The 18,968-nt window shown below is 44.6% G+C and carries 16 protein-coding genes; 3 read left to right on the top strand and 13 right to left on the bottom strand.

Annotated features, from left to right (window positions below; genetic code table 11):
- Window positions 1-3: 3 nt before the first annotated feature.
- Window positions 4-1,536, top strand: a complete 1,533-nt coding sequence (gene tnpC / locus I3X05_RS05475; protein WP_193277853.1) for an IS66 family transposase — start codon at window positions 4-6, stop codon at window positions 1,534-1,536.
- Here tnpC and I3X05_RS05470 read toward each other — a convergent pair.
- The 8 genes from I3X05_RS05470 to I3X05_RS05435 all read right to left on the bottom strand — a co-directional run bounded on the left by I3X05_RS05470 (window position 1,533) and on the right by I3X05_RS05435 (window position 14,005).
- The gene (locus I3X05_RS05470; RefSeq protein ID WP_337970991.1) at window positions 1,533-2,192 is read right to left on the bottom strand and encodes a restriction endonuclease subunit S; all 660 of its coding nucleotides are present in this window, start codon (window positions 2,190-2,192) and stop codon (window positions 1,533-1,535) included. The two genes, tnpC and I3X05_RS05470, sit on opposite strands and share 4 nt — an antisense overlap.
- A gap of 59 nt (window positions 2,193-2,251) precedes the next feature.
- Window positions 2,252-3,376, bottom strand: coding sequence for a PDDEXK nuclease domain-containing protein (locus tag I3X05_RS05465; RefSeq protein WP_045568903.1), 1,125 nt, complete (start codon window positions 3,374-3,376; stop codon window positions 2,252-2,254).
- Window positions 3,366-5,105 carry a type I restriction-modification system subunit M gene (locus tag I3X05_RS05460; protein ID WP_045568904.1) on the bottom strand — a complete coding sequence of 580 codons (1,740 nt, stop codon included), beginning with the start codon at window positions 5,103-5,105 and terminating at the stop codon, window positions 3,366-3,368. Before I3X05_RS05460 ends, I3X05_RS05465 begins: the two co-directional genes overlap by 11 nt.
- Before the next feature lie 286 nt (window positions 5,106-5,391).
- Window positions 5,392-6,276 (bottom strand): DUF7281 domain-containing protein, encoded by an 885-nt coding sequence (locus tag I3X05_RS05455; protein ID WP_045568905.1) that lies wholly within the window; start codon window positions 6,274-6,276, stop codon window positions 5,392-5,394.
- Entirely contained in the window at window positions 6,273-9,065 is a 2,793-nt protein-coding gene (locus I3X05_RS05450; protein WP_337970990.1) for a hypothetical protein, read from the bottom strand. Before I3X05_RS05450 ends, I3X05_RS05455 begins: the two co-directional genes overlap by 4 nt.
- Window positions 9,059-9,628: a condensin complex protein MksE gene (locus tag I3X05_RS05445; RefSeq protein ID WP_045568907.1), complete on the bottom strand. Its 570-nt coding sequence runs from the start codon at window positions 9,626-9,628 to the stop codon at window positions 9,059-9,061. The genes I3X05_RS05450 and I3X05_RS05445 overlap by 7 nt, the downstream gene beginning before the upstream one ends.
- Window positions 9,618-10,895 (bottom strand): hypothetical protein, encoded by a 1,278-nt coding sequence (locus I3X05_RS05440; protein WP_045568908.1) that lies wholly within the window; start codon window positions 10,893-10,895, stop codon window positions 9,618-9,620. Before I3X05_RS05440 ends, I3X05_RS05445 begins: the two co-directional genes overlap by 11 nt.
- Window positions 10,896-11,119: 224 nt before the next feature.
- On the bottom strand, window positions 11,120-14,005 hold the full coding sequence (locus I3X05_RS05435; protein ID WP_045568909.1) for a UvrD-helicase domain-containing protein: 2,886 nt from the start codon (window positions 14,003-14,005) through the stop codon (window positions 11,120-11,122).
- A gap of 199 nt (window positions 14,006-14,204) precedes the next feature.
- Between I3X05_RS05435 and I3X05_RS05430 the strand changes: the two genes are divergently transcribed.
- Window positions 14,205-14,489: a hypothetical protein gene (locus I3X05_RS05430; protein ID WP_045568910.1), complete on the top strand. Its 285-nt coding sequence runs from the start codon at window positions 14,205-14,207 to the stop codon at window positions 14,487-14,489.
- Between the two features lie 71 nt (window positions 14,490-14,560).
- Entirely contained in the window at window positions 14,561-14,827 is a 267-nt protein-coding gene (locus I3X05_RS05425; protein WP_045568911.1) for a hypothetical protein, read from the top strand.
- A 234-nt stretch (window positions 14,828-15,061) separates the two neighbouring features.
- Here the strand turns inward: I3X05_RS05425 and I3X05_RS05420 are convergent, their stop codons facing one another.
- From I3X05_RS05420 to I3X05_RS05400, 5 genes are all read right to left on the bottom strand, one after another.
- Window positions 15,062-15,550, bottom strand: coding sequence for a YagK/YfjJ domain-containing protein (locus I3X05_RS05420; protein ID WP_226972132.1), 489 nt, complete (start codon window positions 15,548-15,550; stop codon window positions 15,062-15,064).
- A 291-nt stretch (window positions 15,551-15,841) separates the two neighbouring features.
- Entirely contained in the window at window positions 15,842-15,985 is a 144-nt protein-coding gene (locus I3X05_RS05415; protein ID WP_242401973.1) for a helix-turn-helix transcriptional regulator, read from the bottom strand.
- Window positions 15,986-16,032: 47 nt separating this feature from the next.
- Window positions 16,033-16,221 carry a helix-turn-helix transcriptional regulator gene (locus I3X05_RS05410; protein ID WP_337971160.1) on the bottom strand — a complete coding sequence of 63 codons (189 nt, stop codon included), beginning with the start codon at window positions 16,219-16,221 and terminating at the stop codon, window positions 16,033-16,035.
- Between the two features lie 161 nt (window positions 16,222-16,382).
- The gene (locus I3X05_RS05405) at window positions 16,383-17,300 is read right to left on the bottom strand and encodes a hypothetical protein (RefSeq protein ID WP_045568914.1); all 918 of its coding nucleotides are present in this window, start codon (window positions 17,298-17,300) and stop codon (window positions 16,383-16,385) included.
- A 242-nt stretch (window positions 17,301-17,542) separates the two neighbouring features.
- On the bottom strand, window positions 17,543-18,781 hold the full coding sequence (locus I3X05_RS05400; protein ID WP_045568915.1) for a tyrosine-type recombinase/integrase: 1,239 nt from the start codon (window positions 18,779-18,781) through the stop codon (window positions 17,543-17,545).
- Between the last annotated feature and the right edge of the window lie 187 nt (window positions 18,782-18,968).

Raw genomic sequence — 18,968 nt, 5'->3', positions numbered from 1 at the left:
GCCATGAAAAAGACGCCAAATATCAACCCAGAAAGCCAAGATGTTGCCGAGCTACAAGCGATGGTGAAAGCACTGTTGGCGTCAGAAAACCAATTGAAACAAGAGCGCCAATCGCTGCTTGAACAACTCAAACTTGCCTTCGACCGTCAGTTCGCTAAACGCTCGGAGGCGTTAAAGCCTTACAATGAATCACAAGGTGACCTCTTCAACGAAGCGGAATGTGAAGCCGCTAAGGAAGAAGAGGTTGAAGTTGTCACAACGACCATCACAACGAAGAAACGCGGTAAACGTCAGCCACTGCCAAAGACCTTGCCTCGTGAGGTTATCGAACTCGATTTAGACGACGATGAAAAGCAGTGCGCTTGCTGCCAACATAGTCTGCATAAAATCGGTGAAGACCGTAGCGAGAAACTTGAGTTCACACCTGCGGTACTTAAAGTGTTGGAATATGTTCGTCCTAAATATGCTTGCCGCCAATGCGAGCAAACTCAGGACAACAGCCGCATTGTTCAAAAGCCAGCGCCGCAAAGCATTATCCCGAAGAGCTTCGCCACAGAAAGCTTGTTGACCAATATCATCCTCGGCAAATACCAATATGCGATGCCACTTTACCGTCAAGAATCCCTGTTTACCCAGTCGGGTATCGAACTCTCACGAACCACCATGGCAAGGTGGATTATCCAAGTCAGTGAGAAGTTCGCTCCACTTTACGCGGCCTTAAAAACGCACCTACTTGAGCAAGTGGTGATTCAGGCGGATGAAACGCCGCTCAATGTCCTCAAAGAAGATAAACAGTGTTATATGTGGCTTTACTGCTCGGGCGCAGACTCGCCAGATGCCGCCCTCCCTAATGTGAGAAATATCGTCTTGTACGACTATCAAAACAGTCGAGCTAGGGCGTGCCCTGTTGCCTTCTTGGGGGATTACAGTGGTTATCTACAAACCGATGGCTATGGTGTTTATGATGGGCTTCATCTCGTCACCAATGTCGGTTGCTTCGCGCATGCTCGGCGCAAGTTCATGGAGGCGAAGAAGCTTCAAGGCAAAGGCAAGTCAGGTAAAGCGGATAAAGCGCTGGCCAAAATCCAGAAGCTTTATGGAATAGAATCACGCTTAAAAGGTGAGTCTGCGGAAAAACGAAAAGCAGAGCGCCAAGAGCATGCTAAGCCGATACTGGATGAGCTTTATGAATGGATGACAACTCAGAAAGTGCTTGAGTCTAGCCCGCTGGGTAAAGCGATAAAATACACGCTCGGCCAATGGCCGAAGCTCACCCGCTATATCGATGACGGTCACTTATCGATAGACAACAACCGAGCTGAACGCGCAATAAAACCGCTGGTTATTGGGAGAAAGAACTGGCTCTTCTCGACCAACCCTAACGGGGCGGAAGCGAGCGCGATGCTTTACAGTATCGTCGAGACAGCGAAAGCCAACGGCCTTATCCTTTACGACTACATGGTCAAGTGCATGCAGGAGTTAGCGAAAGCGGAACCTGATATCGATGCACTCCTGCCTTGGAACTTCAAACACTAACAATATCGCCCCGTGGGTTCATGGGGCGGATACGAAATTACACTCATTGCAGCGAGTTCTGCATCGTCAGCGTTACCACCCGCTGCTAACGCTTCAATCTTGGCTTTGACGGGATCAAAATCGACAAACCAGCTTTTGAAGATGGCTTGCGCCATTTGTTCTAGGGTTTGGTTGGTTTGGGTGTTTAGTTCAATTTTATCTCTAAGATGGTTAAGGGTTCGGTTGATCGATCTACGCTCATCTTTAGGCGGAATTGGTATTCCAATTGTGTCTAAGTTAGCTTTGTTTAACTTAGGCTGTACCGCACCTGTTATGTATGGGGTAAGGTCTAAAGTTGAAAAATAGTACTCTAAGTAATCTAAGATTCCCTCTTCTTTTTCTTCCAGTATGTGCGCGTGGTTATTTACCCAGAACTTACCGTGAGCTTGAAAAGCAATTGGTGTTTTCCTTGTTCTAAGGTTTTCTCCATCTTCAGAGATTAATAAATAAGAACCATCAAATACGTAATCATCAATATAGTCAACGATACCGGATGCCCCATAGTAGGGAAATTCACCTTGTCGTTTAGCTCTATCTAAACTTTTTAGTGGTATGCGTTTATTGTTCCGAAAATATGCAACATCAGAAATTTTTTTAAGAGGCCAATTAGAACTCATAACCAATCCCCACTAAATTATCCTCAAACGCTTTTTCTAACTCAAACCCTAAGCTCTGCTTAATTACCTTCATTCTGCTCTCCTTGTAAGTTTTCAATCAGCTTGAGTTCGCGTTGAATTTCCTGTTGCAGTTGTTGCTCTGTAGGCAGGTGCAGCATATATTTTGAGGCAAAAATCTGTTTGCGATCATTGAGTACCGAGTATTTGGCCACGGCTTCGTTTTTTTCAGCGCAGAGAATCAGGCCAATGGTTGGGTTGTCGCCTTCGCTGGTGTATTGGTCGTCAAATAAACGAATATAGCCGTCCATTTGCCCTACATCGGCATGGGTAAGTTCGGTCATTTTTAAATCAATGAGTACGTAGCATTTTAAAATGCAGTGGTAAAACACCAAGTCTACGAATAAGTCTTTATCTTCAAACTGTAGGCGTTTTTGCCTAGCTACAAAAGCAAAGCCTTGGCCGAGCTCCAGTAAAAAAACTTGTAGCTGAGTCATTATGGCGCTTTCTAGGTGCGATTCGTGTAATTGTGGTAATTCTGGCAACCCTAAAAACTCTAATACATACGGGTTTTTAAGCACTTCAATGGCTGGGGTGGCTGAGGTGATTTGCTTTCGCCCTTGCGTAATTAAGGCGTTAGGGTTTTGGCTGGCCAGTATGCGCTGGTAATATTGCGAATTTATTTGCCGCTCTAAATCGCGCTTATCCCAGCCAGACTCTGCGGCTTCTTGCTCATAAAAGTCACGCGCTTGGGCGTCTTTCACCTTCATTAAGGCGCGATAATGCGACCATGACAGCTTTGCCGAAAACGCATTTTCTCCACCCGCTGGGTGGGTAATGGCGAGCAACTGGGTAGATTCTCCACCCGTTGGGTGAGGGATCGGTATTCTGTTTGGGTAGGTTAAATAAAATTGGCGGAAGTACCAAAGATTGGTGGCCGAAAACCCTTTGCCATAATTGCGATTTAAACGGGCTGACAAGGCTTCGATCACTTGTTTGCCGTATTCTGCTCTTTGTTGACCTTGTTGTAATTGCAGGACAATTTCTCGCCCTATCAGCCAATTGGCCAGTACGGTATTGTGGTTGACGGAACGAACGACATTGCTACGCGCCTGTTCAAGTATGCTCACTACTCGTTCAAACAGGGGGGAAAGCTGTTGTTCAAGCGTTGACAGCTCAGAGCTCATAACCAATCCCCGCCAGATTTTCCTTAATCGCCTTTTCTAATCGGTCAGACTCTTCAAACTGCGCTTTTAATTGCGCGGTTAAGCGCTGCATTTTATCGGCGAATGGCTCGCTGTCTTCCTCGGCATCGGCTGCGCCCACGTAGCGCCCTGGCGTTAGTACGTAATCGTGCTTTTGCATGTCTTCAAGTTTGGCGCTAAAGCAAAAGCCTTTTTCGTCTTCGTAGCCTGTTCCAGATTGCCAAGCGTGAAAAACATCGGCGATTTTGGCAATATCATCGCTGGTAAAGTCGCGCAGTACGCGGTCTTTCATAAAGCCAAGGTTGCGCGCATCAATAAATAGGGTTTCACCACGGCGATCACGCTTGCCTTTCTGTGTTGCTGAGCTGCCGCCTTTCTTGTTTTTGGTTAAAAACCAAATACAGGCAGGGATTTGGGTATTGGTGAATAGCTGGCCTGGTAGTGCCACCATACATTCAACTAGATCAGCCTCGATCAGCGCTTTACGGATCTCACCTTCGTTGTTGGTATTGGAACTCATAGAACCATTAGCGAGTAATAAGCCCATTGAGCCGTTATCGTTCAGGTGGTGCAGCATGTGCTGTATCCAACCATAGTTGGCATTGCCTTGCGGCGGTGTGCCATATTTCCAGCGAATATCGCCCTCAAGTTTGGCGTGCCACCAGTCTTTGATATTAAACGGCGGGTTGGCCATCACAAAGTCTGCACGCAGGTCGGGGTGTTGATCATCTAAGAAGGTATCGGCGTTCTTTTTTCCGAAGTTAAAGTCAATGCCGCGAATAGCCATATTCATGGCAGCGAGCTTCCAAGTCGTTGGGTTACTTTCTTGGCCATAAACAGAAATATGTTTGCGCTGCTCTGCTGCGTTGTAATGTTTATCAGCGGCATGCGCTTCAATAAACTTATCGTTACTCACAAAGAAGCCACCCGCCCCCATTGCCGGGTCATAGACTCGGCCTTGATAAGGCTGAAGCATTTCAACGATCAGGGTAACGATGCTTTTGGGGGTGTAATATTGGCCACCCTGTTTGCCTTCGGCTAAAGCGAATTGCCCTAAGAAGTACTCATAGACATGGCCCAAAATATCTTTGCTGTGCAAATCTAACTTTTCGCCGTTGTACTCGGGGTTGCGGAAGCTGGTATCGGAAAACTTATTGATGAGCTCAGTAAGGTTGTAATTGTCGACTTCAAAACGGCCAATACGTGGCAATACGCCCCTTAGCTTAGGATTTGCCAGCCTGTCGTCGATTTTATACGTTTCAATGGCTTCTAAGGCATTGTCGATTAGCTTAGATATAGAGGTAAGCTTGAAGGTTTCGCCATTCTCTAACTCAATGTCATCGCCGATGGACCTTGCTGCGGTGCTTTTCAGAAACTCCCAGCGCGACTGCTTGGGCACCCAGAACACGTTTTTCTCTTGGTAGTATTCGTGCAGTTCTAACTCTGCATTGACTGCTTCGTTGTATTCTTCGTCAGAGTCGTAATCTTCACGAGGCATGTAATAAATATTGTCGTCGCTGCTGTCTTCGGTAAACAAAGTGCGCAGTTCTTGTTGGCGCTCTTCAAAAGCGTCTGACACATACTTTAGAAAGATGATCCCTAGTACGACGTGTTTATAGTTGGCGGCGTCTAAAGCATTACGTAATCTTTCTGCTGATTTCCAAAGCTTATCGTCGAGTTCATTTAGGAACTGCTGTTCTACATTATTCATATTATTTCCTATGCTATACCGTCATCGAAACCAAGCTCAAGGATGCCGACACCGTATAAATTTTGATCATTATCAACCAAGATTGCGTTTTAAAATCGTGGTTATCAATTTCACTGGATGAAAATTAAGCTACATTTCCAACATGTTAGCTCTACACGATAAAGTCGAAAAATTTCTTGGTGAGAGAATATGAAAAAACAGATCCGTGGGCAATGTTCTAGGTATGGTTATGAGATTGTGCGCTTAATCTCTGCTCAAAAATGCTGAACTTGTCGGTATTACTCAGTTAAAGCGCACTATTTAGCCAAACCACTTCTTGTTCTAAGGCCAACCCCTGCCTCTTCATTGCTTGTACAAGTGCTTTTAACTCATTTTCCTGTTCGAGCCATTGGCCAGCATTACGCTCAAAGGATTCAAACTCTCGTGCAGTATCAATCCAGAGTTTATTTTGGCCATAGCGAGTTAATAAGGCGCGCCAATTCGGCATCAGCCAAAAAGTGGCTCTCTCTCCGAGCCGCTCTTTTAAGCGGCGGTAATTGTTCAGCCCTACTCCATCATAATCAGCAAATAAATAGATGAATGGCGACCGCTGCGGGGCTGCCAGCCAATCGATCAACTTATTGTGCAGTTGGCCACGATACCAAATTACGCTGGTGGGCTCCGAAGTCGGCAGCCAATCAAGCCTATCAAACAGATCTTGGTTCTCCACAAGCCAGATAGGATGTTCGCTATACAGTGAATGATTTTTGTCGCCGCCGATTTCTAGCGCGGCAACGCCAAACTCTTCGCTCGCCCGTTGTAACTGTTCTGTTGGCCTATCTCCGTCAAACCAGTTCGGCTGAGCTTGGGTCTTAATGAATACATGAGTAACATCGTGGGTGATTCTTCCCTGTTTACTGCTTCGAGTGCTGGCGATGTTCGCGGCTCTTGGCGGAATCGACAATGGTAAGTCTTGATGTGGCGACAATTGCTGTAGAGTCACGGTCACGACGGCTAAGTCTTCAATGCGGTAGGCAACGCCTCTGCCGCTAGGCGTCATTCGTACGCTGTGAGTCTTTCGGCAAAATTCGTCGAGTTGCCTTTTCTGCGCAGTCGTCATTGTGCTCGCTGCAATCGCCTCTGGATGTGCATTCATGAGCCGTTTTAAGGCGGCAATCAATGGCTGGCTCATTGTGATGTCTCCGCGATTGGCTGAGTCACCATACGACTTTCGATGGGCGACAATAGCTGCCAGCTATGACGGCTTATGACGTTTTTACCATTTACTTGGTGAATTGGCACACAATACCGAGCGGTGGTTAACGGTGCCGGCGAGGCAAAAATTAACGCGAAGCCAAATTGCTCGGCTATCTCGATTAAGTTGGCTTGGTTCTTGGTATCCAATGCTAACGCCTCGTCCAAATAACAGACCGCTTTCATTTGGTGACGTTTGTCTTGCATTAGGTGCAGCATGGCAAGGCCGGTGACTAACTTTGCCATCAATACCGTGCCATTAGACGCTGCGCTATCAATATCTTCAAAAGACTCTTGCTGCTGCCCCTGCTTTGCCACGACAAACTCAAGCCTGAATAAGTCTGCGACTCTTAATCCTTGGCGAGCATTGCCCTCTTCAATTAACGTATTTTTCGCCCGCTCTAGATCTGCATCATCTAAAATGCTCGTTTGATCGAACAAATCGAAACTTTGCCCCGAATCTGTCTGCTCTGCTTGCTGTATCAACACATTCATCGCATTCACAAGCAAGCTTTCCTCGACAGGTTCGATTTTGAAGGTTTTCAAATCAGATAGCTGTCTGTGACTGATTAGCCGATTGAACTCTTTCATTTTACTTTGCAAAGCAAGCAGACCACTGCGTAACTCCCTTAAGCTCGCTGTCACATTAACCACCGCAGAACGTGCTTTTCTCTCTAACGCTTGCTTTTCGGCATCCAAACAATGGCTAAATTGAATGATGCCTTTTAGCTCTTCGTCTTGAGTGGGTGCCATTTGAAACTTTGTGAGCCCTTTCTGAGCCAACTCATTTTTCATTTGGCGTAGCTCTTTAGAAAGGTTATCCAGTTCCCGGCAATCGTTGATGAACTGTTCAAGACGAATGGGGAGAAACTCCAAGCTCCATTCTTCGGTCGCTATCCATGGGGTATGAGGTTGTTCCGATAGCGCCGTAAACAGGGATTGATCATCCATTCTTTGCTCTTTGAGCGACTCAACACGGTTATTATCTGAAGTTAACTTACTGAGCTTTTCCGAAGTCTTGTTGATTTGTTCTTTCAGCGCTTGATAGCGGTCTTTCGCACTGGCTAAAGCATGATTAATCGCTGTGATCTCTTGCTCGATCTTGGCTTTTTCTTCTCTACGTTGAGACTGATTCGCGGTGAGTTGCTCAAGTTGCTGATAATCGATGAGCGCCCTTTCACACTCTTTCACGGCTCGGTGTAACTCGTTCTTTTTCTTTTCCGCCAAATCCCTTTGCTGACTGACCTCTAGCAGTTCTGTGAGGCTATTTATCTGCTGATTAACACTATCTAGCTCTTCCACCAGCTCTTGTTCGGTCTTTTGAACATGTTGAGGAATGAGCTCATCAAGGGATATGGTTAAACCAGAAAGAGTGAGCGTCGGGGCCGCTTCACCACTCAGCACGTCTCGAAGCTGATTGATATCGAGTGAATAGTGCGAAGGTGAACGCTGCATCACTTGCTGACTCAGTACTTTGTTCAGTTTTTCTAGCTCATGCGCTGTGAGCAATTTGGAGAGATGAAGGTACAAATTATTGTCTAGGGTTTGCCGCTGCGTTTCCAACCTTTGGCGTTTTTCTGTCCGTTCTTTTAACTGCCTGGCTAAATCTGATGAAGAAGAGCGTTGCGATTGAATACATAGCGCGGCCTGTTCTTCATAACTTTGTTTTGCTAGATTGAGCTGGCTCTCTAAATAGGCGTGATTCGGAATCAACGCAAAGCGAGCTTGAAGCTCTTGGTACTGCTCTTCGGTACGTTTTAGATCCGCGAGCTTGTTGTTTAACCCACTGCGTGCTTCAGCACGAGCAATATCTTGGTGATGTAACTCATTTTGTTCTTCTTCAAGCTGATGCTTTTGTGCTGATAATTTTTCTCTCGTTGTTTGAACGTGTCCGTGCCAATCTTGCAATAATTGGTTCACTTTGGGTTGTGCCGACGCAATTTTGCCTCTTAGGGACAATGTACGTTGAAACTTATGTTCCAGCTCTTCAATGGTCGCAAGATTATTCACCGCCGCTAGATATTGCTCCCGCTCTAAGTTGATATCTTGAAATGCCTTCTCCCATTCTTGCTTAAAATCGATACTCGCATTAGGCAGCTCACGGCTAAATATCTTGAGTAAGTACTCTTTTACATCACTGGAATTGAGCTTATCCAATCTAAGCGTTTTGGTGAGCACTTGCTGGTAAGAGCGTGCATCGCTTACGTGTTCAAGCTTGAATACCGTAAAGTCGAGATCATTGGTCTTCTTACTCTTTGCACCACCGTAAATCAAATGACGAAAATCTCTTTCATTGTATTGATAGACCCTGTGCTGGTGGCTAGCTAGATGGTTAACCAGTTTGGGTTGAGTAACAATATGACCATCCGCCAAACGGTAATCATCTAGGTTTAATTCTCCTTTGTAGGCAAAGTATTCATAATCGTGGCCTACGCCTTTACCTACGCAGCCGAAAACAACGGTTCCGGTTTGAGGAAGTATGACTTCAAGCAGGATGTATGCGCTGTTGTTTGGGAAATAGAAACGACGTGCTTTTTCGACGCTATGAGAGCCAAAGTCCATTTTTCTTTGGTCAATGATCAGTAGAAACTGGAGGGCGTTGATTAAACTGGTTTTACCGTGATTATTTGGTGCGATTAATGACACAGAATCATCCAGTGGCAGCTCTGCTCGCTGATATCCAGCACTGCCAATTAATGCGAGACGTTGGAAGCCGTAATTTAGCATGATTCATCCTCCTCATCCGTGACTCCATCGCTAACAGAGGCTTGTTCGGTAATCGCCTCAAAGTGGTCTAAGTAACGATATACCGAAGGCAATAAGCGCCAGTGGTTGTTTTCTTGAATCGCAAAGCCTTTTCGCACCGCATTTTCGAGGACTCTTACCAATCCCCCTTGATCTAACTCTTCTGCATCCAACAATCCTTGATGCTTTTCATAGACCTCATTTAGCACTTTATTGTTAATGGTCCACTGATAAAACTGACTCAAAGAGCGACCATTGTCCGCTTGGTAGTCAAAAATCACCATCAGCAAAAGCGCCAACTGTCGCGATTGCTTGTTGATGTTTTGATTCCCTTCATCGTCATGAAACCAAGCAAAACCACGGCCATCGATACGTAGCTCAAACCCTAGGTTAGAAAATAGATGTCGATACTGTTCCGATTTCTGTTCGAGTTCATACCACAGGGCTGCATCTGTCGAACGGTTCAGGTGCCGACCTGAATTGAATAAGTTGAACAGTTCTGTGAGATGTGTCAGCTCAGTTAAGTCGAGTTTGCTATTTTGCATTATCCATATCCTTTGCACTTGTTGAGCGAGTCAAGGTCGTTAGTTGATGAGGATGATAAGTGACAGAGACGGTACTGAGCGTTGTGGTACAAGGATTTGTGCTCAACAAGCTTTGCCATTGTGGTTCTCGCACCAGTTCATGATAGAGACGGAGTAATTCCGTATCAGGTAAATAGCGATAGTGTGTCGTTAACCAAGTCATGAGATTCTCAACCGGCAATGCTGCTGAAAGTTGTTCACGCAATCGCTGCTCATCGATCCAATTCACTAAGAGGCTATCAGAGAGCTCTTCTTCATCCGGAAAAGGAATTGAATTGGGTTCAAAACTCAAAAATTCAGCCATCAGTTCACGCACTTCGTTCCCAATCTGAATTTTACTGGTACGACTGGCTTTCCATAATGGTAAGCCGACTGCATTTAACCCTCGAACTAGGCCTTTCTTACGAACTTGGCTTATTTGCTTGCTAATCACAGCAGAAAGCTGGTTATGTAGCCTCGCTTCCTCTCTCAGCGGTAACAAGGTATCTGCACATTGCTGAGCGATGACCCGCCCTTGGTAACGAAGATCTTTGACTTGATAAGCAATCTGACGCATTGCTAACCTTTGTTGATACAAAGAGCCGCGAATAGCCAGCGTATCAACGGCTTTGTCTAGTGCTTCTTCTGCTTTTTCCAACAATGGGTAGAAACTGCCTCCAAGACCGCTATCCATCATTTCATTCATGGGTTCAACGTATTGGTCGTACACTTCTAGTACTTCACGATAGCGGCGTTCAATTGGCACACTGGTGTCTGCTGATTTAGCCGCTTCAGCAATGTCAAAAATGGCTTGCTTGTCTTGTGTTAATTGTTGAGCAATCTTTCTCGTCAGCTCTGACAGTTGGTTAGCGCCTGAACGGAGTAAATCATTATCGGTATCTTCAAGTCCCTTTAGTACTTGGCTGGTGGCGTTTTTGATAGCCTCAACGCGAGCTTTAAGTACCGCGGACAAACCAAGCTCATGCTCATGAGTCAATCCACGTACAAAATCCATCACCAGCGTGTTGAGCTGATAGTCACTACTTCGGCAGATAGGCTGCAAGATGTCCGCGTTGATAAGACTCGTCAGCACGCTGTTAGTATCTGCATCTTTGTTTTTGTACTGGTTTATCACTTGTTCGAGGATACGGAGCTCAAATGCAGGGAACTCTCGTGAAAGCCGGGTTAACTGCTCAACCACTTCCCAGTGACGGTGTAATTGAAAAACAAGACTTTTAGGGGAAACCATCTCTCTACCTTATCCACAAAGTTCTAGACTTTGATTCACCAAGACTATGCATAGATTGAAACTAAACTCATAATGTCTACTTAATGGCGACAGGTAAATACTGAGTATATAAACATGTAAAATAGCTTGACATCCGTCTTAGAATGACAGGATTGTCGGTATTGCCACTGAAACGAGGTTCGTGCACTTGGCCGATTGATGCTCACTGAACTTGTTTGGCATCGCTATGAATTACTTGTCACTTGTAACTTATATCCACAGTTCAAATCGGCACCTTGGCGATAATTGGTACAGCTCCAGAATGGACCATATTTGCCATCTCGTAGCTTCATTTCACTTCCACAGCGTTGGCAGAGTGGACGAACAGCACCACACGCGTCATTAATGCAGACTTGATAGCCTTGCTTTTTGCTGCAACTCATTGGCTGGCCACAGCAGTCACACGGTGTTTCTTTGTGTTTACACCGTGGATACAAAGAACATGAGTAGAATTTTCCGAACTCGCTGACCCTCTCCTGCAGCGTCCCAGCTTTACATCGGCGACATGAAATTTGTTCAAAAAGCTTCTGCACGAAAGAGGTTTCAAATTCGTCCGTTTCTATCGGGTATTTTGACTCAAGTAGCTCAACAACAAACTCACTGACATCGGTCATATCTGCAAGTAAATACGCTCGGTGGCGAGCACGAGTGATAGCCACATAGAATAACCTGCGCTCCTCGGCAAACTCATAACTGTCTCCCTTGGGTAATAGTGCATCGAGAAGAGGCGGTGTGACTTTCTTAGATGGGAAACCGTTAGTACCAGATGTCAGCCCAAGAATAACAACATAGTCTGCTTCTTTACCTTTTGATGCGTGGAAGGAGTACCATTCTATATTGAGTGAAGTGAACTGTTTACGGTAGGCCAAAAGCTCCTGACTGCGAGGCATTTGATGCCAAAAGCGCGCTAAAAGATAGACTTTATTCTGCGTGAACTTTCCTGAACTCTTGACCCGATAAGCGATTGCCTCAAGAGCCTTCTCGAGAGGATTTACTCCTGGCTCGGTTTGACCTTGACGAAGTAAAGAAACGGCAGGTTGATTAACTTGATTGAGCGACCGTATGATTTTGCGAATCTGCACTGGATTTTGGGTAACAAACCGAGATGCGACATCACCAATCGAACTATTAAACCGAAAGGTTAAATCCAAATGAGTTTGGGATGTGGGGCCAAAATAGTTTGAAAAATGAGTGGTTAACTTCACATCTGCCCCCGTAAAACGGTAGATAGCTTGCCAATCATCTCCTACACAGAAAAGTGAACAACCTGTGCAGGTATCTCGCAAAGCTTTTACCAACCGAGCTCGTGGTTCAGAAATATCTTGAAACTCATCGACCAGAATATATTTCCAATTGGGCCTGAACTGCCCTGACTGAATATAGTGCAACGCTTTGACAATCATGTCATTGAAATCAATCAGCTTCTCTTGTTGTAAATAGTGCTCATACTTCGTGTAAAGCGGCATTAGCAAACCAAAGGCTTTGGCCGTTTGTTTAGGATCGACTGACTGTGCAATCAGCGTATCTAACGCTACTTGATCTAAACACGATGCTTTGTACATATCCACCAGCATACCAAGCAACTTCGCCAGTTGCGTGACTTGTCCTAGTTCTTCAAGCTTCGCTAACTGCTCTGCTTGAGAAATCGGAGAAAGCTCGACGTTCCTATCTCTGAGCTGATTCTCAAGCGAAGGAAGCATAATGCCATCACTATGTTGGTGGTAGAACAACTCAATATAACCCGTCTGATACTTTTCATGAGTCGCGCGCTTCCATTCTATGCCGCGATGGTACTTTTCTCTATCAATCCACGGCGCCGTGTTTCCATCCTTGTCTATGCCGTAGTATTCAATATATATGTCATAGTCTGGTAAGTAGAAATCGGGTTGATATTGTCGGTACTCTTGTGTACTGACATCAAAACGATAATTTGCTTCATATTGGTAGTTCAGGCCATGGCGATAGAGCCAGTTGGCAATGACCATTTCACCACAGCTCTTCACCGCCTCACCTTTGATGGTTTGTATGTCGTTATCATTTAAATAACGTAAATAGTCACCATAACTGTTGAACTGAAACGGGCTTTTATCGACATAGTAGTAAGCACTGAAATACTCCAAAAGCTGTCGACGATAGTGAGCATCATGCATCAAAGCTTCTAATGTTTTATGCATCCAGAGCGCTTTGATTTTGGCGTCTAACTCGAAGGGGCAAAGTTTGGGTACATGACCTTCCACCTCTGCTATGATCTTCAATCCCAAACTGTGAAAGGTGCTGGCCCGCACAGAATCGAACCCGAGCCGTTGCTTTATACGCTCATCCATCTCTTCTGCCGCTTTCGCGCCAAAAGCAAGCAACAAAATATCCTCAGGCTTTGCTTTGCCACTTTTCACCAAATAACCCGTTCGGCCAACCATTACACTTGTTTTTCCAGTCCCAGCGCCTGCTAGCAGTAGATTATTGTCATTATCAGTGACACAAGCGATGCGTTGTTTATCGGTAAGAGGGTTCGACTCAACTTCATCAAAAAATGGCTTGTATTGATTAAGCTGGTTTGTCACGAACCTCTCTCTAATCGAGGCAACTTGCTCATCACTCCAATTACTGAACTCTTGAACGCATAGAGCCACGCCAGTAACAGCGGCATTGAGGCCTTTTGCCGATTGCCAACCGGACCACCTCTGGGCTTCTTTCTGCGCTCTGGCTTGGATTGACTCACGAGATGAATCTTTTAGATAAGCCCTCTGACAATGAAGTTCAACATCGCGAACAAAACTGGCAAGGTATTCGGCATTTTGGTTCGCCCAGAATGCGAATAGATTATGCTGGTGCTTGCGAGTAGCAGCGTAGCTTAAAGCCGAGACAGTGTAGTTTTTGTGGTTTACGGAGAACGTGATAGAGCCACCGGTTAAACCAAGATTTACCTTGGGTGGGGAGTCAATTTGTTGCCATGAAAAGTGGCCAGCCTCATGTTTACCTACAAATGTTATGCCTTCATCGTAAATTTCGATAAAGGATGTTGCTCCGAACAATCTAGCAAGAAAATGAGGTCTAAGAAGTAATTTTGACATCTGATTTATAGCTTTATGAGCGTGATACAATATCGATTAGTGAAACCTAGTTTACATGACTAAGTATGATGGTTAGTGATTGAGATCTAAAGAAACTATCTACTGTTGTTATGAGCGCCTAGTGTTTGCATTGTTCGCTAGGTCACTGATAACCTGTGGTGGATACTTTACGAACTGTCTATTTCGACAAGGAATGATTATGCCCGAACGTGATGCCAAAGGCCGCTTTGTAAAAGGTAATCGCGGTAATCCCAACCCAGTATGCCGATTTGCACATGGTAATCTCGCTGCCGCCAAACACTTGGGATACGCAGACAATTACATACTTCGAAAGTGGTCTCTTTACTTCAAGCTCACTGAAGAGTTCTATCAACGGTACCCTGAAGGCTCTGCAGAAGACCATGATAACTACGTTCGTGATAACTGGATTAGTGTAATACCAAGCAGTTGGCAAGTGTACCGAAACAAACCGGATGAGAAGTGATGCCCAGAGACCGTTTGTGTCTCGCTGGTGGCTGAGCAGTATTCAATTGCGATTAGGGAAAGGAAGTCATTATGGACTCAACCGATTTCTTGGATTATTTGAAAAAAATCTTACATGAGTACCACCGGATGGATGCTCAAGATGAACAAAGCAAAAACGAACGTAAACAATACCTTAATGGATTGATGCATGGTGCTAGGTTGCTCGGTGTAAGCTATGAAGAGCTTGAAAGTGTTACCGACGGTGAGTTGCGGGAGTACCTGGATTTTCTTGCAGCCACAGACAGAGAGGCGTTACTAGCCGTACCTGCCTATATCCGCCTAAAGTTGCATATTTGATGAGACAAATCCCCAAGTGAATGCAATAAATTAAACTTTCACCACCACTTTGTGGGTCGAAAAGCGCCTGAAAATGGCCGTTTTTTTGCAAACATAGAAAGGCGATGGCTCCTAGTCAATTCTTGAAACGCAACGGTCAACATGCGCAATTCTCATTAACTAACTGAATATAAAGTAAATAAAACATGATCAGTAAAAGTGATCAGCGCTAGTGATCACTTTTACTGATCACTTTTATTGATCACTTTCCATTTTTAGCCGACTGGTACCGTAATCATTGGCGAACCCTTCTCGACTTTGTTTACTATTCACTTTAGCAAGGTAAGACAAACGGTAAATTGCATCCCTTTTCACTCGCCCGTCGCTCTGACGACTGACTAGGTAATAACAATTCTCCGGTATAAATAAATGACCTCCGTCTGATACCGTCCCCCACCACTGTGTAAGCAGACTAAGCAGTTTATCTGGATATTGTATTTGAGAGCCATTTAGCAAGAGAGCAACGTGATAGTGCTGAGCTGAAGCATGGTTCCGCTCTCGACACCACGCGTAGCCTAGACGCACCATTTTATATCTCTTCTTGACTCGATATCGAATGTGATTGAGAAACATCGACATCACCTGATTGTCTGTTGAGTGACCGTGACTGGGGAGATGTAAATCGAATCTGACTACCAAGACTTTCCGATGATGACCCAGCATGATCTCGAGTTGTTCTATCATCTTGCCCATTTGATGAGTGAAGATTGGCTTACCTTCCCCTGCATTCACATGGTACACACTATCTAAATAACGATAGTATGGTGAAGTTGACTGGTTTTTTCTCATACAAGGATTATTGATAAGGGTATTAAGAATAACGGGAGATAATATGAAATACCCAGTTCCCGTTGCTTTACCTTCTATACCGAACCCCTCGTCTCATAAGGGATGGGCGATGCAATAAGGTCTAAATTTAGCTCAACAAAACTGGGTATTGATACTTCAAAAGTGAGCAGAATGACGCAAACAGCGTCATTTTGCGTCAAATTGACTCTCAAACCATGCTTTCACCTTATCTGAATCCCAACCGTAAGATCTCCCCTGATACTGTAATGGTTTCGGGAAGCGCCTCTCTTTCCACCATCGGTTAATTGTCGATACCGAGCGATTGGTCATTGCGCATACTTGCTTAGTGGTTAATATCTCGCGGCTTACATTCATAACTACCCCCGCTTGCGATAAGTAGGTTGACTTAGACGTTCATCTCGCTCAGTAACTCGCTTTTCAATCCACGCATGTACTTCAGACTCCAACCAACCAACGGCGGAACCACCTAGACTCACACTAGGAGGAAACTCTCCCACCGATATACGCTCATAAATAGTCGAACGTGATAAGCCGGTAATGGACATAACTTCTTTAAGACGAATAATCTTCATTCACTGATTTCCTTTTTCGTTGTTCTCAGGACGGAATGAGATTAATCCGGAAGGGATTGGAATGGTGCGCATTAGGTAAACATGCGCGCGCATGTGAGCTAGATGCGCGCGCAGTGGTGCTAGAATGTTACTTCTTATTTACGCAGAATTGCTTTCTCGAAGTCTATAATTTGCTTCCATCTGCGCACGGTGCTCGGATCAGGTTCGAATAAACCAAGGGATATTCCCTCACATGCAAAATGAGCAGAAAGTATTTCATGCAAGTTCACCTTTTTGTCAAAACAACTAGGGCCAAGCTTAGGGTGAGTAGCGATCACAGCACATAATACCGCCATCATTTTTTGTGAAGCTCTAGCAACTGGTTCTTTTACTTCTGTCTGCTTTTTGGCTAAGCCGTATAGAGTTCGTTGATCGATAGGAACACCTTTTTGATATGCATCTAATATTTTTTTTACATCCTTATAGCTAATAACAATATTCTTAGCACTCACTGTCACAGGAAAACCTAATATCGTTATTTGTGCTTTATCTATTGGTCTATCTTGATACCAACAATCATCAATATACGGAACAACTTCAATATCAATTTCATCCAGAGAGGATAACAGCCTAATAGCATCGTCAACGCTTTCGATTTGCCAAAAACCCATTAAATATCCCTCGACACCTGCTTCTCCCTCAGAATAGGGTTCGAAATAAGTGACATTAAGCTGCGATGCAGAGCTGGAAAGATAGTCATCAATGTTTGAGAGCCTAGGACGAATCAATGGAGAGTGCTGACGAGACAAGTCGGATTGAGACAGTCCTGAAGGACAGTAGGCTTCAGCACTTTCTAGGATTTCTTTATTCCCAGTTAAGATTGAAAACGACTTTTGTGGTTTAATATCATCAACTAACACACATGGTCGGACCAAAGCACATCTTACAGCCTCTTCGAAAAACCGAACCGGGACGTCCAATTGTTCAGCTGCCATATCCAATGAAAAATAAGGCAGGGGGAACAATTTCATTTCCCTATATTCACCAGAACTAGAATGTTTTCTTTGAGACATAAGCTTACTTTCCTTATTTAAAATTCAGGAAGTAAAATCTATTCTAATTAATACTAAGAGATCAACGAAAAAATAACACTTATAACATGTTACACGATTACTATATTGCCGTATCATAATAATAACGTGTTAACGTGTTAACGTGTTAACGTGTTAACGTGTTAACGTGTTAACGTGTTAACGTGTTAACGTGTTAACGTGTTAACGTGTTATAAAATCACCTCATCCTTGTCCAGGCAAATTTATCTTACATTGACCGTTCTTAAATAGTCTTTTCCTATAACGCTATAGCTTCCATAACTTGATTTCTCGATGTGTTCGCTCCACCAGCACATTAACTTTCGCCGCGCCTCCAGATAATCACTGCGATTGTAGGCTTTACGAATTTGGTTTTTGTCGGTATGCGCCAATGCTGCCTCAATCACATCAGGGTCAAAGCCTTTCTCATTGAGTGTCGTACTAGCTAATGCGCGCAAACCATGGGCAGTCGTTCGGTCTTTAAATCCCATTCTCCCCAACGCTTTGTTCGCCGTTTCGGAGTCCGTTGGTACCTTGGGATTACGGCTAGAGGGGAAAATGTATTCTCGATGTCCGCTGATTGGTTTGATAGCTTCAAGTATAGCGAGCGTTTGCTCAGTGAGCGGGACGGCATGCTCTCGATTCATTTTCATGCGCTCTTTGGGGATAATCCAAAGCTTATTTGCTATGTCTATTTCTTCCCAACGAGCGCCAGAAGCCTCGTTGGGCCGAACCATGGTGTGCAATTGCCACTCAATAAGAAAGCGCGTGACACGCTGGATGTTTGCAGTGGCGACTGTTCGAATCAGCTCATGCATCTCATGAGGCTGTAGTGCTTTCATATGGACCACTTTGTGCTTTTTGAACACATCTCGAATACCTGACAAAGGATTAGCATGAATTACACCACTGTTAACAGCGTAATTCATGACCTCGTTCATTAACTGAGCGGTTCGCTTCACTGTTTCAAGTAAGCCCTGCTCTTCTACAGGACGAAGAGCGGAAATTGCAAGCGGTGCGGAAATTTTATTGACGGGCATGGAGCCCAACTTTGGAAATGCGTACAGTTCAAGCTTGCGCCAATTGCCAAGCAATGTCTTTTCTTTGATTCTTCCCTCTTTCGTCGCTTTCCATTGTTCAGCAACAAACTGGAAAGTCGCATTTTGCTCGAGAATCGCTTTGGCTTTTTGTTCTTCTCTCGCTAACTGAGGATCGATACCTTCTGCAAGCATCTTTCGTGACTCTAAGGCTTTATCTCGCGCTTCCGCCAAACTCATATCAGGGTAAGTGCCGAAAGATAGGTAAGTCACTTTATCTTGTCCTGGCCTTGTATAGCGAAATTGCCAAGATCTGGAATTATTGGGCCGTACACAAAAGTACAAATTGCCTCCATCCGATAATCGATAAACCTTGTCCTTAGGTTTTGCGCTTTGTACCTGTCTTGCTGTCAATTTATAGGCCATCATTTATCCCTCAAGTAATACCTGAACAACGCAGAAGAACCTCAAAATCTCGGTATTACTTACCCCCATCATTTCAAAATTAAAACAAAGAGTTAGCTTTAAAATATCACCATAAGAAAGGGCTAAAAGTAATACCAGAATTGTGTTCTAAAGTAATACTAGCATCAGAAAAACGGCTTGGGTATTA

The organism is Vibrio navarrensis (assembly GCF_015767675.1).
Taxonomy (GTDB): Bacteria; Pseudomonadota; Gammaproteobacteria; order Enterobacterales; family Vibrionaceae; genus Vibrio.
The sequence above is the reverse complement of the archived record's forward strand: the minus strand, read 5'-3'. Positions and strand labels throughout refer to the sequence as shown.